Origin of the sequence: Streptomyces nitrosporeus (genome assembly GCF_008704555.1) — a bacterium.
Classification (GTDB): Bacteria; Actinomycetota; Actinomycetes; order Streptomycetales; family Streptomycetaceae; genus Streptomyces; species Streptomyces nitrosporeus.
Genome location: NZ_CP023702.1, coordinates 6,047,265 through 6,062,415 on the forward strand (window position 1 = coordinate 6,047,265; position 15,151 = coordinate 6,062,415).

The following is a 15,151-nucleotide window of genomic DNA, read 5'->3' on the forward strand; positions in this document are numbered from 1 at the left end:
ACCAGCTGGACCTGAACGACCAGCACTTCGACGAAAGGCCAGTCCGCATGGACCTCTCCCCGCTGAAGGCGGCCCTCGCAGACGTCGTCGCGATCCCGGTGACCCCGTTCGCCGAGGACGGCACCATCGACACCACGGCGCACCGCGCCCTGCTGCGCAGGCTCCTCGACGGCGGCGTCCGCATCGTCACCCCGAACGGCAACACCGGGGAGTTCTATGCGCTGACCCCCGACGAGCGGCGCGCCGTCACCGAACTGACCATCGAGGAGGTGGCCGCGCGGGCCACCGTCCTGGTCGGTGTGGGACACGACGTGCCGACCGCCGTGGCCGCCGCCGAGCACGCCGGATCCGCCGGCGCCGAGATGGTGATGGTGCACCAGCCCGTCCACCCCTACGTGGCGCAGGACGGCTGGATCGACTACCACCGGGCCATCGCCGAGGCGGTCCCCGAGCTCGGTGTCGTCCCCTACATCCGCAACCCGCTGCTGTCCGGCGACAAGCTGGCCGAACTCGCCGACAGCTGCCCCAACGTCATCGGCGTGAAGTACGCCGTCCCCGACGCCGCCCGCTTCGGCGCGTTCGCCCGGGACGCCGGCCTGGAGCGCTTCGTCTGGGTCGCGGGGCTCGCCGAGCTGTACGCCCCCTCCTACTTCGCCACCGGCGCCACCGGCTTCACCTCCGGCCTCGTCAACGTCGCCCCCGGCGTCTCCCTGACCATGCTGGAGGCGCTGCGGGCCGGCGACTACACGGCCGCGATGAAGGTCTGGGAGCAGATCCGCCGCTTCGAGGACCTGCGCGCCGACCGGCAGTCCGCCAACAACGTCACGGTCATCAAGGAGGCCCTGGCCTCCCTGGGGCTGTGCCGCCGCGACGTACGCGCCCCGAGCCGGGTGCTGCCCGAGGCCCAGCGCGCCGAGGTCGCCGAGCAGATCGCCGGGTGGTCCGTATGAGCGACACCACCACGGGGACGACGGGGCGCCGCATCGCCCCCGAGGAGCTGCGCAGCCACCAGTGGTACGGCACCGACGGGCTCCGCTCGTTCAGCCACCGGGCCCGCACCCGGCAGCTCGGCTACCTCCCCGAGGAGCACCTGGGCAAGCCGGTCATCGCGATCCTCAACACCTGGTCGGACATCAACCCCTGCCACGTCCACCTGCGCGACCGCGCCCAGGCGGTCAAGCGGGGCGTCTGGCAGGCGGGCGGCTTCCCGCTGGAGTTCCCGGTCTCCACCCTCTCGGAGACCTTCCAGAAGCCGACCCCGATGCTCTACCGCAACATGCTGGCCATGGAGACGGAGGAGCTGCTGCGCTCCTACCCCGTCGACGGGGCGGTGCTGCTGGGCGGCTGCGACAAGTCGACGCCCGCACTGCTGATGGGCGCCGCCTCCGTGGACCTGCCGACGGTCTTCGTGCCCGCCGGACCGATGCTGCCGGGCCACTGGCGCAACGAGGTCCTCGGCTCCGGCACGGACATGTGGAAGTACTGGGACGACAAGCGTGCCGGGCTCATCGGTGACTGCGAGATGGGCGAACTGGAGAACGGCCTCGCCCGCTCGCCCGGCCACTGCATGACCATGGGCACCGCCTCCACCCTGACGGCCGCGGCCGAGGCACTCGGCGTCACCGTGCCGGGCGCCTCCTCCATCCCGGCCGTGGACTCCGGCCACGACCGGATGGCGGCGCAGTCGGGACTGCGGATCGTCGAACTGGTGTGGCAGCAGCTGACGCTGTCGAAGATCCTGACCGCCGACGCGTACGAGGACGCGGTCGCCACCGTGCTGGCCCTCGGCGGCTCCACCAACGCGGTCATCCACCTGATCGCGATGGCCGGCCGCTCCGGGGTGAAGCTCACCCTGGACGACTTCGACCGCATCGCCCGCACCGTCCCGGTCCTCGCCAACCTCCGCCCCGGCGGCGCGTACCTGATGGAGGACTTCCACTTCGCCGGGGGACTGCCCGGTTTCCTGTCCCGGCTCACCGACGTCCTGCACCTGGACCGCCCGACCGTCGCGCACACCACGATGGGCGAGCAGATCGAGGGGGCGCTGGTCCACAACGCGGACGTCATCCGCGACCGGGACGACCCGCTGGCCGAGGAGGGCGGCGTGGCGGTGCTGCGCGGCAACCTCTGCCCCGACGGCGCCGTCATCAAGCACATCGCCGCCGAACCGCACCTGCTGCGCCACACCGGCCCCGCGGTCGTCTTCGACGACTACAAGGAGATGCAGCGCACCATCAACGACCCGGCCCTGGCCCTCACCCCGGACCATGTGCTGGTGCTCCGCAACGCCGGCCCCAAGGGCGGCCCCGGCATGCCCGAGTACGGCATGCTGCCGATCCCCGACTACCTGCTGAAGCAGGGCGTACGGGACATGGTGCGGATCTCCGACGCGCGGATGAGCGGCACCAGTTACGGGGCGTGCGTGCTGCACGTCGCCCCCGAGTCCTTCGTGGGCGGACCGCTCGCCCTCGTCCGCACCGGTGACCTCATCACCCTGGACGTCGGGGCCCGGCAGCTGCACCTCGACGTCACCGAGGAGGAGCTGGAGGCCCGCAGGGCCGCGTGGACACCGCCGCCCGCCCGCTACGGGCGCGGCTACGGAGCGCTCTACCAGGACCAGATCACCCAGGCCGACACGGGATGCGACTTCACCTTCCTGGCCCGGCCGGGAGAAGTGCCCGACCCGTACGCGGGCTGACCCGCCGGCCGGAGAATTCAGCGCACCGACTGTCCGGCATACCGAACGCCATGCGGTAAGCGCTTGCACAACGCGGAGAGCGACGGAAGCGCCTCCCCGGAGCACACGCACCACCCCGAGCACACGCACCACCGAGAGCACCGGCACCGCCCCGAGCCCCGGCACCCCGAGCCCCGGCACCACCTCAAGCACCGGCACCACCGAAAGCACGGCACCCCCAGCACTTCCCAGAGATCGGAGACGCGTCATGGCCCAATCCGCAGCCGTGGCCACACCGCCGCCCAAGGCGAAAAAGCCCGAGCAGAAGGCGCCCAAGCGACGTACGGCCAGCCCCCGCCGCCTGCCGTATCTGCTGATCGCGCCCGCGGGCCTGCTGATGCTGGGCTTCATCGCCTACCCGGTGATCAGCGTCTTCTACTACAGCCTCCAGAACTACAACGTCACCAAGCCGTGGCGGAACGGCTTCGCCGGACTCGACAACTTCACCCGGATCTTCACCGAGGACGACCAGTTCTGGTCGACGCTCGGCTTCAGCGCCCAGTGGGTCTTCACCCAGGTCACCCTCCAGCTGGCACTCGGCCTCGCGCTCGCCCTGATCGTCAACCAGACCTTCATCGGACGCGGCATATCCCGCGCCCTGGTCTTCTCGCCCTGGGCCGTCTCCGGCGTGCTGACCAGCACCATCTGGATCCTGCTCTACAACTCCTCGACCGGTTTCAGCCGCTACCTCGCGGACGCCGGCATCGGCGACTACGGCACCTCGGTGCTCTCCGACACCGGAACGGTCTTCTGGGCCGCCACCGTCACCGAACTCTGGCGCGGGGTCCCCTTCTTCGCCATCCTCATCCTCGCCGACCTCCAGTCCGTCTCCAAGGAGCTGTACGAGGCGGCGGCGGTCGACGGCGCGGGACGCTTCCGGCAGTTCTTCCACATCACCCTGCCGCACCTGCGCGACGCGATCATCCTCGCCACCCTGCTGCGCGGGGTCTGGGAGTTCAACAACGTCGACCTGCTCTACACCCTCACCGGCGGCGGACCGGCCGGCGAGACCACCACCCTGCCCCTCTACGTCGCCAACACAGGCATCGAGGGCCACGACTTCGGATACGCGTCCGCGCTCACCACCGTCGCCTTCGTGATCCTCCTCTTCTGCTCGATCGTCTATCTGCGCCTGAGCAAGTTCGGAGGCGACCACAAGTGACTGCCGCACTCGTAGAGAAGAAGGACAGCGCACCGGGGAACGCACCCCGCCCCAGCTCCCCGCCGCCGTTCTCCGCCCGCCGCCCGAAGCGCGAGCGCGCCTTCGACGACGTACCGCGCTGGCAGATCTATGTGCCGCTCGGCATCTACCTGCTCTTCACGCTCATCCCCTTCTACTGGATGCTCCTCTTCGCCGTACGGCCCGCCGGCTCCACCTCGCTGGTGCCATGGCCGATGACGGGGGAGCACTTCTCCAAGGTCTGGAACGAACGCAGCTTCGCCGTCTTCTTCCAGAACAGCATGATCGTCGGCGTCGCGACGCTGATCGCCACCACCCTGGTCGCGCTGGCCGGCGGATACGCCCTGGCCCGCTTCGACTTCAAGATCAAGGGCGGCTTCATGCTGGCCCTGCTCTGCTCGCAGTTCATCCCGGGCGCGCTGATGCTCGTCCCGCTCTTCGAGATCTTCAAGAACCTCCAGCTGATCAACTCCCTGGTGAGCGTGGTCATCGCGGAGACCGTCTTCCAGCTCCCCCTGTCGATCATCCTGATCAGCGGATTCATCAAGAACGTCCCGGTGACCCTGGAGGAAGCCGCCTGGGTGGACGGCTGCTCGCGCTTCAAGGCCTTCTGCGCGGTCGTGCTGCCGCTGCTGCGCCCCGGGCTGATCGCGGTGGGCTCCTTCGCCTTCGTGCACAGCTGGAACCACTTCCTGTTCGCCCTGATGTTCCTCAGCGAGCAGGACAAGCAGACGATCCCGGTCGGCCTCAACACCCTGATCGGCGCGGACAGCGTGGACCTCGGCGCACTGGCCGCGGGCGGTGTGATCGCCGCGGTGCCCGTGGTGATCGTCTTCGCCTTCATCCAGAAGTGGCTCATCACCGGCTTCAGCGCCGGCGCCGTGAAGGGATGAGGAACGTGCCGACACACGCCACCACCCCCCTCCCCATCGTCCTGGCCGGAGCCCGGGGACACGGACGCTGGCACCTCGCCAACATCCGCCGGCTCCAGCACCAGGGCCTGGTCAGGCTGGCCGGCGTCTGCGAACTGAACCCGCTCACCGACACCGAACTGGAGGCGTTCGTCGGGGAGATGCCCGAGCAGTCCGGCGACTTCGGGGCGCTCCTGGACTCCACCGGCGCCCGCGCCGCCGTCATCTGCACCCCGATCCCCACCCACACCGCGCTGGCACTGACCGCGGCGGCCCGCGGTGTCCACCTCCTCCTGGAGAAGCCGCCCGCCGCGACCTTCGACGACTACGCCCGGATGGCTGACGGCGTACGGGAGGCGGGCATCGCCTGCCAGGTCGGCTTCCAGTCCTTCGGCTCACACGCCGTGCCCGCCGTCAAGGAACTCGTACGTTCCGGCGCCATCGGCGAACTGAAGGGGATCGGCGCCGCCGGGGCCTGGGTCCGAGACGACCTCTACTTCCGGCGGGCGCCGTGGGCGGGCCGCCGCAGGCTCGGCACCACCGACGTGGTCGACGGGGTGCTCACCAACCCGCTGGCCCACGCCGTCGCCACCGCACTCGAACTCGCGGACCGGGGAACGGCCGAGGACGTCCTGTCCATCGAGACCGAACTCTTCCGGGCCCACGACATCGAGGCCGACGACACCAGCTGCGTCCGTGTCACCACCACCGGGGGCCTCCCCGTCACCGCGGCGGTCACCCTCTGCGCCGAACAGGCCGGGGAACCCTATGTGATCGTCCACGGCGACCGGGGCCGGATCACCTTCTGGTACAAGCAGGACCAGGTCCTGGTCCAGCGCGCCGGACACGGCCCCGAGGAGACCGTGCACGGGCGGACCGACCTGCTGGAGAACCTCGTCGGCCACCTGGTGCGGGGCACCGCACTGCTCGTACCGCCCGAGCGCACCGGCGCCTTCATGCGGGTCGTCGAGGCCGTGCGCACCGCCCCCGAGCCGGCCGCCCTCCCCCAGGACGTCTGGCACACCCTGCCCGCCGGCACCGGCGACGGCGTACGGCGCGTCGTGCCCGGCATCGACGCCCTGGTCGCCGCCGGGGCGGACACCCTCAGCCTCTTCTCCGAACTAGGCGCCCCCTGGGCGCGGCACAGCGAGGTGAGCACCCCATGACCACCACCGCCCTCCTCAGCTGCGGCGGGCGCCCCGTCGGCCGCTACACCTACGGCGGCGAGGCGGTCACCCGCCCCTATCTCCACCCCGTCACCACCCTCGCCGGCGTCCCCGTCACCGAGGAACGCCCCGCCGACCACATCCACCACCTCGGTGTCTCCGTCGCCGTCCCCGACGTCGCCGGGTACAACTTCTGGGGCGGCCGTACCTACGTCCGCGGCCAGGGCCCCACCGCACTCGACAACCACGGGGCACAGCGCCACCTCGGCTGGAAGCTCCGCGACCCGGACGGCTTCGTGGAGGAACTCGGCTGGGAGGCCGGCGGCGCCGAACTCCTGCGCGAGCACCGGACGGTGGCCGCCGTCGAGCTCACCGGCACCGCCTGGGCGCTGGACCTCTCCTTCTCGCTCACCAACCGCGGCGAGAAGGACCTGTCCATCGGCAGCCCCGCCACCAACGGCCGCCCCGGCGCCGGGTACGGCGGCTTCTTCTGGCGCGCCCCGAAGGAACCCGCCGCCCCCGCCGTCTTCAGCGGCACCCTCGACGGCGAGGAGGCCGTGCACGGCAGGGCCGCCGACTGGCTGGCGCTCGCCGGCGACGGCTGGACCCTGGTCTTCGCCGGGGCCACCGAGGAGACCCGGCGCGACCCGTGGTTCGTGCGGACCACCGAGTACCCGGGCGTCGGCTCCTCCCTCGCGGCCGGCACCCGGCTCCCCGTACCCGCCGGGGCCACCGTCGTCCGCCGCGTCGTCACCGTCGTCGCCGACGGCCGGCTCGACCGGGAGGCCGCAGCCGCCCACGTCCGCAAGGTGGTCACCGCGTGAACCCGCCCTGGACCGCCGACCTCGGTGACGGCACCTACCGCAACCCGGTGCTGAACGCCGACTGGTCGGACCCCGACGTCGTGAGCGTGGGGGAGGACCACTACCTCACCGCCTCCAGCTTCGGCCGGTTCCCGGGGCTGCCCCTGCTGCACTCCCGGGACCTGGTCAACTGGACCCTGGCCGGCCACGCCCTCGACCGCCTGGAGCCCGCCTCCGAGTTCGTCGTCCCCCGCCACGACTGCGGGGTGTGGGCGCCCTCGCTGCGGCACCACGCCGGACGCTTCTGGATCTTCTGGGGCGACCCCGACCACGGCATCCAGCAGGTCAACGCCGAGCGCGTCGAGGGACCGTGGACCGCGCCGCACCTGGTCAAGGCGGGCAAGGGCCTCATCGACGCCTGCCCGCTGTGGGACGAGGAGACCGGCGAGGCCTACCTCGTACACGCCTGGGCCAAGTCCCGCTCCGGCGTCAAGAACCGGCTGACCGGCCACCGGATGAGCCCCGACGGGCGCACCCTGCTCGACGAGGGCACCACCCTGGTCGACGCGGACACCATCCCCGGCTGGTTCACCCTGGAAGGCCCCAAGCTCTACCGCCACGACGGCTGGTTCTGGATCCTCGCCCCCGCCGGAGGCGTGGAGACGGGCTGGCAGGGAGCCTTCCGCTCCCGCGACTTCTTCGGACCGTACGAGGAACGCGTCGTCCTGGAACAGGGCCGTACCGCCGTCAACGGCCCCCACCAGGGCGGCTGGGTCCGCACCGCGGCCGGAGAGGACTGGTTCCTGCACTTCCAGTCCAAGGGCGCCTACGGCCGGGTCGTCCACCTCCAGCCGATGCGCTGGAGCGAGGACGGCTGGCCCGTCATCGGGGACGCGGGCGAACCCGTCGCCGTGCACCGCAAGCCCACCGCCCCGGCGCAGCCCGTGACCGCGCCGGCCTCCGGTGACACCTTCCCCGGCGGCCGGCCCGGCCCGCAGTGGCAGTGGACGGCCGACCCCCGGCCGGAGTGGACCGGGGAGCACGACGGGCACGGGCTGCGGCTCACCTGCGTACCGACCGCCTACGCCCACGACCTGCGGGTCCTGCCCAGCGTCCTGGTCCAGCGGCTGCCCGCCGAGGAGTTCACCGCGGAGGTGGACCTCGCCCTGCACAGCGGCGTACCCGGAGCCAACGCCGGACTCGCCGTGCTCGGCGACGCCTTCAGCTGGATCGGCCTGGAGGCCGGCCCCGACGGCACACCGCTGCTCGTCCACCGGTACGCCGAAGGCGTCGCCGAACACGAACGGGACGCCGAGTACTCCCGCCCGGCACCCGGCGGACGGGCCCGGCTGCGCGTCGAGGTCACCACCGGGGCGCGCTGCCGCTTCCTCGCCGACACCGGCGACGGCTTCCGCCCCTCGGGCCAGGTCTTCGCCGCCACCCCGTGGCGCTGGGTCGGAGCCCTGCTCGGCCTCTTCGCCACCGCGCCGGCGGGCACAGAACCCGCCGGAACGGCCCACTTCACCGACTTCCGTACCGCCGCACCCGCTCCCGCCGGCAGCGGCACCCGCACGGGCGCCTGAGCCCGCCCCCCGACCGCCCCCCACGGCACGTACCGAACAGCACCCATCGAACAGCACCTGCGACACCAGCATTCACGACAGATCGAGAGAGAAGAGCCGACGATGACCATCTCGAAGACGCAGCGGGGGCGCGCCGCGGCCGCGGTCTCCCTCACGGCGGTGCTCGCCCTGACGGCCACCGCGTGCGGTGACGACGGCACCAGCTCCGGCAGCGACGGCAGCGGCAAGGGCGAGATCACCTTCTGGGACAACAACGGTGGTCCGCGCACCGCCATCTGGACCGAGATCATCAAGGACTTCGAGAAGAAGTACCCGGACATCAAGGTCAAGTACGTCCCGATCCCGATCGCCGACGTCCAGTCGAAGTACGACACGGCCATCGCGGGCGGCGGTCTGCCCGATGTCGGCGGTGTCGGCACCGCCTACCTCGCCAACATGGTGTCGCAGGAGGCCCTGGAACCCCTCAACGACCGGATCGAGGACTCCACGCTCCAGGGCAAGCTGGTCGAGAGCATGGTGGCCAGCGTCACCTCGGCCGCGGGCCGCGGGGACGACATGTACACCGTGCCGACCTCCGCGAACAACGGTGTCCTGTGGTACCGCACCGACCTGTTCGAGGCGGCCGGGCTGGAGGCGCCCACCACCTGGGCCAAGTTCTACGAGGCCGCGGACAAGCTGACCGACGCCAAGAACAACAAGTTCGGCTACACCATCCGCGGCGGGGCGGGCTCCATCGCCCAGGCCCTGGACGCCGTCTACGGCCAGAGCGGCATCACCTCGTTCTGGGACGGCGACAAGACGACGCTCAACGACCCCAAGAACGTCGAGGCGCTGGAGAAGTACGCCGGCCTCTTCAAGAAGACGACGCCGGCCGCCGACGTCAACAACGACTTCACGAAGATGGTCGCCCAGTGGGACACCGGCACCATCGGCATGCTGAGCCACAACCTCGGCTCCTACCAGGACCACCTCAAGGCGCTCGGCGAGGAGAAGTTCGCCGGCATCCCCGCCCCCATCGGGGACAGCGGCACCCGCGTCCAGGTCTCCAACCCCGTCGACGGTCTCGGCCTCTTCAAGTCCAGCGAGAACAAGGACGCGGCCTGGAAGTTCATCGAGTTCGCGGCCTCCCACGAGTCCAACAGCAAGTGGAACGAGTCCGCGGGCGCCATCCCGGCCAACACCGAGGCCGCCAAGGACCCGTGGATCAAGGAGTCCGAGCCGACCTCCCTGGCCGCCGGTGCCCTCACCGACGGTTCCACCAAGGTCGTGGACCTGCCGTACTACCTGCCGGACTGGAACAACATCAGCAAGGCCGACAACGAGCCCGAGTTCCAGAAGCTGCTGCTCGGCAAGATCACGGCCAAGGACTTCCTGGACAAGATGGCCGATGAGCTGAACGAGGCCAACAAGGAGTGGCAGGAGCGGAGCAACGGCTGAGCCGTCCCTCCCGCCACGGCCGGCACCCCGATGACCGGGGGACCGGCGGCGGTCAGGGTCGCGCCCCGCCGCCGGTCCCCCCTCAACCGTGCACAATCGGTACGCGCGTCACACACGCCCTTCACGTCACGCGCAGCTTTCACAGGTCCCGGCAACCCGGGACTCCCAGAGGTCCGAGAGAGGCAGTACCACCTGTGTCACTCACCCGCAGACAGACCGCAGCCGCGCTCCTGGCGCTGCCGCTCGCGCTGATCGCCACCCCCGCCGTCGCCCAGCAGGCCGGCTCCGGCGGCAGCAAGCCCCGGCTCCGCACCCTGCACATCGCGGGTGACTCCACGGCCGCACAGAAATACGCCGACGCCGCACCGGAAACCGGTTGGGGCATGGCCCTCCCGTTCTTCCTCGGCCGTCACCTCGCGGTCGCCAACCACGCCGTCAACGGCCGCAGTTCCAAGAGCTTCATCGACGAGGGCCGCCTCACCGCCCTGCTGCACCGCGTCGCCCCCGGCGACCTCGTCCTGGTCCAGTTCGGGCACAACGACGAGAAGACCGAGGACCCGGCCCGCGGCACGGACCCCTGGACCACCTACCAGCAGTACCTGCGCCAGTACCTCGACGGCGCCCGCAGGCGCCGGGCGCAGCCGGTCCTGATCACCCCGGTGGAGCGCCGCAGGTTCGCCGCCGACGGCACCGCCAAGCCCACCCACGGGGAGTACCCGGCGGCGATGCGCGCCCTGGCCGCCGAGGAAGGGGTGCCGCTGATCGACATGCAGGCCCTCTCCCTGGCCCGCTGGCAGGGACTCGGCCCGGACGGGACCGAGGCCCTGTTCAACTGGCTGGAACCCGGCGAGTCGCCGAACTACCCCGACGGCCGCCAGGACAACACCCACTTCAGCCCCGCCGGTGCCGTCGAGGTGGCCCGGATGACCACCCGCGCACTCCGGGACCGGGGAGTGCTCGTCCCGGGCGACGTCCGCAGTCTCGGCGCGCCGGTCTCCGGGCACCGGATCGTCTGGCCGCAGCCCGCCTGAGCCGGCACCCCGCCACGCCGGCGTGGCACCGGGGCCGTCCTCCTCGCGGGGACGGCCCGACGGGCCCGCCCCGCCGGCACCACCCGCCCCGCCCGTACCGCCGGACCGCACCGCCCGCGTCCGGCCGTACCACCCGCACCACCCGCGTACCGCTCATGCCGTGCGCGTACCGCCCGCACCACGTGTACCGCCCGCACCACGCGTACCCACCGCACCACGCATACCGCTTGCGACGCTTCCGCGACGTCCGCGCGGTGCCGGCCGGTACCGCCCCGGCCGCGTCCTGGGCCTCCGGCGCCCAGGGCCGCCCGCAGAACCCCACCCCCCGCGCGCACCACCCGCACCACCTCACCAGTCATTCCCGTACGACAGTGAAGGATCCGTCATGCCCGCACGCATGCGAAACGTCCGCGCCATCGCCGTGGTGATGGGCTGTGCCTCGCTCGCCCTCGCCGTGAGCGTCCCCGCCCAGGCCGCCCACGGCCACGGCCACGGCAACGGCCACAAGGGGATCGAGCGCGCCGTCCTCCCCGAGGGCGACGGCTGGGCCGCCGCCGAGGGCTCCACCACCGGTGGCGCGAACGCCACCCCGGACCACGTCTACACGGTCACCAACCGCGCCGAGCTGATCGCCGCGTTCCGGGACGCCGGCGACGCCCCCAAGATCGTCAGGATCGCGGGCACCGTCCACGGCAACTCCGACGCCAACGGCACCCCGATCGGCTGCGAGGACTACCAGCAGGACGGTTACACCCTGGAGAAGTACCTCGCCGCCTACGACCCGGCGGTCTGGGGCACCGAGGAGGTGCCCTCCGGCCCGCTGGAGGACGCCCGCGCGGCGTCCGCGAAGCTCCAGGCGGCCGCCGTCAACGTCAACGTCCCGTCCAACACCACGCTCGTCGGCGTCGGCGAGAACCCGACGGTCATCGGCGCGAGCCTCCAGGTGAAGGGCGTCTCCAACGTCATCATCCGCAACATCAACTTCGAGGACACCTACGACTGCTTCCCCCAGTGGGACCCCACCGACGGTGACAACGGCGCCTGGAACTCCGAGTACGACAACCTCGTCGTCTACGGCTCCGACCACGTCTGGGTCGACCACAACACCTTCAGCGACGGCGACCGTCCCGACGCCGGCCAGCCGTACTACTTCGGCCAGGTCTACCAGCAGCACGACGGCCTCTTCGACATCGTCCGCGGCGCCGACCTGGTCACCGTCTCCTGGAACGTCCTCAAGGACCACGACAAGACCATGCTCATCGGCAACAGCGACAAGGCCGGTGACACCGACCGGGGCAAGCTCCGCGTCACGCTGCACCACAACCTCTTCAAGGACGTGAAGGAGCGCGCGCCCCGCGTCCGCTTCGGCCAGGTCGACTCGTACAACAACCACTTCGTCGCCACCAGGGGTGCCGCCTACGGCTACACCTACGGCATCGGCGCCGAATCGCACCTGGTCGCCGAGCACAACGCGTTCACCGTGCCCAAGGGCTTCGACAAGGCCACCATCCTCAAGAAGTGGTCGGAGTCCTCCCTCACCGCGGGCGGCAACTACGTCAACGGCCGCAAGACCGACCTGATAGCCGTGCACAACGCGGGCGTCCCCACCGAGCACCTCACCGAGGGCGCCGGCTGGACCCCGACGCTCCGCACCAAGGTCAACCACCCGCTCGTCGTCCCCGTACTCGTGGGTCTGAAGGCCGGCGCCGGCAAGGCGCGCGCCAACTGACCCACCCCTGACCGGCCGGAGCGGCACCGCACCCTTCCACCACCCCGGAAGGCGCCGCTCCGGCCAGCCCGCCCCACCCCCCGCACGGACCAAGGAGTACCGCCATGCCCAGCAGACGCAGCGCCCTGTCCCTGCTCGCCGGCGCGGGTGCCGCCCTCGCCCTCTCCACCCCCGCCGCCCAGGCCCGGCCCGCCCGCCCCCGCCCCTTCGGCCGCTACGGCTCACCCGGCCGCCGCCTCGACCCGCTCACCCTGTACGTCGACCCGCACGGCCGCGGCGACCACACCGACGTACGCGCGGCCCTCGCCGCGGCCACCGGTACCGGGCACACCCTGGTCATCGCCCCCGGCACCTACCGCGGCACGCTCTCGGTGTCCGCCTCGCGGACCGGCCTCACCCTCATCGGCGCGAGCGGCGACCCCCGCGACACCGTCATCGTGTACGACAACGCGGCCGGCACCCCCAAGCCCGACGGCTCCGGCACGCTCGGCACCAGCGGCTCGGCCACCGTCACCGTCCAGGCCGCGGACTTCACCGCCCGCGACCTGACCTTCGCCAACGACTGGCTGCGCTCGGACAACCCCGGGTACACCGGTACCCAGGCCGTCGCCATCAAGGTCCAGGGCGACCGCTCGGCGTTCCACGGCTGCCGCTTCCTCGGCCACCAGGACACGCTCTACGCCGACTCCCTCTCCCTCACCTCGTTCGCCCGGCAGTACTACCGGGACTGCTACATGGAGGGCGACGTCGACTTCGTGTTCGGCCGGGCCACCGCCGTCTACGACCGCTGCCACTTCCGCACCCTGACCCGCACCGACCTGGCCGCGGCCCCCTACGGCTTCGTCTTCGCGCCCAGCACCGCCGGGCCCAACCCGCACGGTTACCTGGTCCTGCGCTCCCGCGTCACCAGCACCGCCCCCGACGGCTACTACAAGCTGGCCCGCCCCTGGGTGCCCTCCTCCGACCCCACCGCCCACCCCATGCTGACCGTCCGGGACAGCCACCTCGGCGCCGGCATCGACGCGGCCGCCCCGTACGGCACCATGTCCGCCGGATTCCCCTGGCAGGAACAGCGCTTCGCCGAGTACCGCAACACCGGCCCCGGCGCCCGGACCACCGTCCCCGGCAACCGCCCCCAGCTGAGCCGGTCCGAGGCCCGTGCCCACACCCCGGCCGCCTACCTCGGCGACTGGTGCCCCTACGCGTGACCACCCCGCCGGACCCGGCCCCTTCGGCCACCACCCGGCCGGACCCGGCGGCGCCCGGCCGGGCCGTCCCCGGCCGGACCTCCTCCGGTCCTGCCGCGGCCGGCGCTGCCGTGTCCGGTCCTGCCGTGGCCGGCGCTGCCTTCTCCGGCCCGGCCTCCTCCGGGCTGGTCCACGGGGTACTTCCCGCCTTCCACGGACTCCTCCGGGAAGAACTCACCTTCCCCCTCTCCCGGGAGAACTCCGCGGCGCGGGACTTCGGCACCTGGCGTGCCGGGGCCCGCGCCGCGGTGCACGGACTGCTGCTCCGGCCGCCCGGCGCCGACGCGCCCTTCGAACCGGTCACCCTCGACGCACATCCCCGCGCCGGCTACACCGCCCGCACCGTGGAGTTCGCCCTCACCCGCTACAGCCGGACCCGGGGCTCCCTGCTGCTGCCCGACGGGCCGGGTCCCTTCCCCGCGGTCCTGGTCCTGCACGACCACGGCTCGGAGTTCACGATCGGCAGGGAGAAGGCCGTACGCCCCTGGGCCGCCCCGGACCGCCTCGCACGGGCCACCGCCTGGACCGCCCGGTACTACGGAGGCAGGTTCACCGGTGACGAGCTGGCCTCCCGCGGCTACGCCGTGCTCGCCGTCGACACCCTCGGCTGGGGCGACCGGGGCCCGCTCACCTACGCCGGCCAACAGGCCCTGGCCGCCAACCTCTTACAGCTGGGCACCTCACCGGCCGGCCTCGCCGCCCACGAGGACCACCGCGCCGCGGCCTTCCTCGCCTCACTGCCCCAGGTGGACGAGCACCGTGTGGGAGCGCTCGGCTTCTCCATGGGCGCCTACCGCGCCTGGCAGCTCTCCGCCCTGTCCGACGACATCCGCGCGGCCGCCGCCATCGGCTGGATGACCACCCTCCGCCACCTCATGACCCCCGGCAACAACGCCCTGCGCGGCCAGTCCGCCTTCCACACGCTCCACCCGGGCCTGAGCCGCCTCCTGGACATCCCGGACGTGGCGTCCCTGGCCGCCCCCAAACCCGCCCTCTTCCTGACGGGCGGCGCGGACCCCCTCTTCCCGCCGGCCGGTGCCGCGGCGGCGTACGCGAAGCTGCGCCCGGTCTGGGCCTCCCAGGACGCCACCGACCGCCTCACCACCGAGATCTGGCCCGGCCAGGGCCACACCTTCGGGACGGGAATGCAGGAGGCGGTGTACGACTGGCTGGACCGGTGGGTGGGCGGGGGAGGGAGCCGGGGCCGGGTCTGAAGGGAACCGGTGTGTACGGGGTCCGGAAAGAGACCCCGCGCGACGTGTCCGGCAGTCGTTTCCAGCCGTCTTCGAACCGTCCTTCCCTAATCCTTTTCCATGTCGGCGAACAC

Annotated in this window: 12 protein-coding genes; all 12 read left to right on the forward strand. The window is 71.8% G+C overall.

Annotated elements, in window-relative coordinates; translation table 11 throughout:
- Window positions 1-47 precede the first annotated feature (47 nt).
- The 12 genes from CP967_RS26715 to CP967_RS26770 all read left to right on the forward strand — a co-directional run bounded on the left by CP967_RS26715 (window position 48) and on the right by CP967_RS26770 (window position 15,038).
- The gene (locus tag CP967_RS26715; protein WP_150492069.1) at window positions 48-950 is read left to right on the forward strand and encodes a dihydrodipicolinate synthase family protein; all 903 of its coding nucleotides are present in this window, start codon (window positions 48-50) and stop codon (window positions 948-950) included.
- Window positions 947-2,698: an L-arabinonate dehydratase gene (araD, locus tag CP967_RS26720; RefSeq protein WP_150490418.1), complete on the forward strand. Its 1,752-nt coding sequence runs from the start codon at window positions 947-949 to the stop codon at window positions 2,696-2,698. The genes CP967_RS26715 and araD overlap by 4 nt, the downstream gene beginning before the upstream one ends.
- Before the next feature lie 247 nt (window positions 2,699-2,945).
- The gene (locus CP967_RS26725; RefSeq protein WP_150490419.1) at window positions 2,946-3,899 is read left to right on the forward strand and encodes a carbohydrate ABC transporter permease; all 954 of its coding nucleotides are present in this window, start codon (window positions 2,946-2,948) and stop codon (window positions 3,897-3,899) included.
- Complete coding sequence (locus CP967_RS26730) at window positions 3,896-4,810, forward strand: carbohydrate ABC transporter permease (RefSeq protein WP_150490420.1); 915 nt, start codon at window positions 3,896-3,898, stop codon at window positions 4,808-4,810. Before CP967_RS26725 ends, CP967_RS26730 begins: the two co-directional genes overlap by 4 nt.
- The gene (locus CP967_RS26735; protein ID WP_150490421.1) at window positions 4,807-5,994 is read left to right on the forward strand and encodes a Gfo/Idh/MocA family protein; all 1,188 of its coding nucleotides are present in this window, start codon (window positions 4,807-4,809) and stop codon (window positions 5,992-5,994) included. Before CP967_RS26730 ends, CP967_RS26735 begins: the two co-directional genes overlap by 4 nt.
- Window positions 5,991-6,818 carry a DUF6807 domain-containing protein gene (locus CP967_RS26740; RefSeq protein WP_150490422.1) on the forward strand — a complete coding sequence of 276 codons (828 nt, stop codon included), beginning with the start codon at window positions 5,991-5,993 and terminating at the stop codon, window positions 6,816-6,818. The genes CP967_RS26735 and CP967_RS26740 overlap by 4 nt, the downstream gene beginning before the upstream one ends.
- A complete protein-coding gene (locus tag CP967_RS26745; protein ID WP_150490423.1) occupies window positions 6,815-8,380 on the forward strand; it encodes a glycoside hydrolase family 43 protein in 1,566 nt (521 codons plus the stop codon). Before CP967_RS26740 ends, CP967_RS26745 begins: the two co-directional genes overlap by 4 nt.
- Window positions 8,381-8,482: 102 nt before the next feature.
- Window positions 8,483-9,817, forward strand: coding sequence for an ABC transporter substrate-binding protein (locus tag CP967_RS26750; RefSeq protein WP_150490424.1), 1,335 nt, complete (start codon window positions 8,483-8,485; stop codon window positions 9,815-9,817).
- A 194-nt stretch (window positions 9,818-10,011) separates the two neighbouring features.
- Window positions 10,012-10,848, forward strand: coding sequence for a rhamnogalacturonan acetylesterase (locus CP967_RS26755; protein ID WP_150490425.1), 837 nt, complete (start codon window positions 10,012-10,014; stop codon window positions 10,846-10,848).
- A 385-nt stretch (window positions 10,849-11,233) separates the two neighbouring features.
- Window positions 11,234-12,577, forward strand: coding sequence for a pectate lyase family protein (locus tag CP967_RS26760; RefSeq protein ID WP_150490426.1), 1,344 nt, complete (start codon window positions 11,234-11,236; stop codon window positions 12,575-12,577).
- A gap of 104 nt (window positions 12,578-12,681) precedes the next feature.
- Window positions 12,682-13,785, forward strand: a complete 1,104-nt coding sequence (locus tag CP967_RS26765) for a pectinesterase family protein (RefSeq protein WP_150490427.1) — start codon at window positions 12,682-12,684, stop codon at window positions 13,783-13,785.
- A 125-nt stretch (window positions 13,786-13,910) separates the two neighbouring features.
- Window positions 13,911-15,038, forward strand: a complete 1,128-nt coding sequence (locus CP967_RS26770) for a dienelactone hydrolase family protein (RefSeq protein ID WP_229888307.1) — start codon at window positions 13,911-13,913, stop codon at window positions 15,036-15,038.
- The last annotated feature ends 113 nt before the right edge of the window (window positions 15,039-15,151 follow it).

What these genes read in the sequence shown, in the direction of transcription:
- CP967_RS26715 (WP_150492069.1), top strand. Translation starts at nt 48, where the DNA reads ATGGACCTCTCCCCGCTGAAGGCGGCCCTCGCAGACGTCGTCGCGATC.
- araD (WP_150490418.1), top strand. Translation starts at nt 947, where the DNA reads ATGAGCGACACCACCACGGGGACGACGGGGCGCCGCATCGCCCCCGAG.
- CP967_RS26725 (WP_150490419.1), top strand. Translation starts at nt 2,946, where the DNA reads ATGGCCCAATCCGCAGCCGTGGCCACACCGCCGCCCAAGGCGAAAAAG.
- CP967_RS26735 (WP_150490421.1), top strand. Translation starts at nt 4,807, where the DNA reads ATGAGGAACGTGCCGACACACGCCACCACCCCCCTCCCCATCGTCCTG.
- CP967_RS26740 (WP_150490422.1), top strand. Translation starts at nt 5,991, where the DNA reads ATGACCACCACCGCCCTCCTCAGCTGCGGCGGGCGCCCCGTCGGCCGC.
- CP967_RS26750 (WP_150490424.1), top strand. Translation starts at nt 8,483, where the DNA reads ATGACCATCTCGAAGACGCAGCGGGGGCGCGCCGCGGCCGCGGTCTCC.
- CP967_RS26760 (WP_150490426.1), top strand. Translation starts at nt 11,234, where the DNA reads ATGCCCGCACGCATGCGAAACGTCCGCGCCATCGCCGTGGTGATGGGC.
- CP967_RS26765 (WP_150490427.1), top strand. Translation starts at nt 12,682, where the DNA reads ATGCCCAGCAGACGCAGCGCCCTGTCCCTGCTCGCCGGCGCGGGTGCC.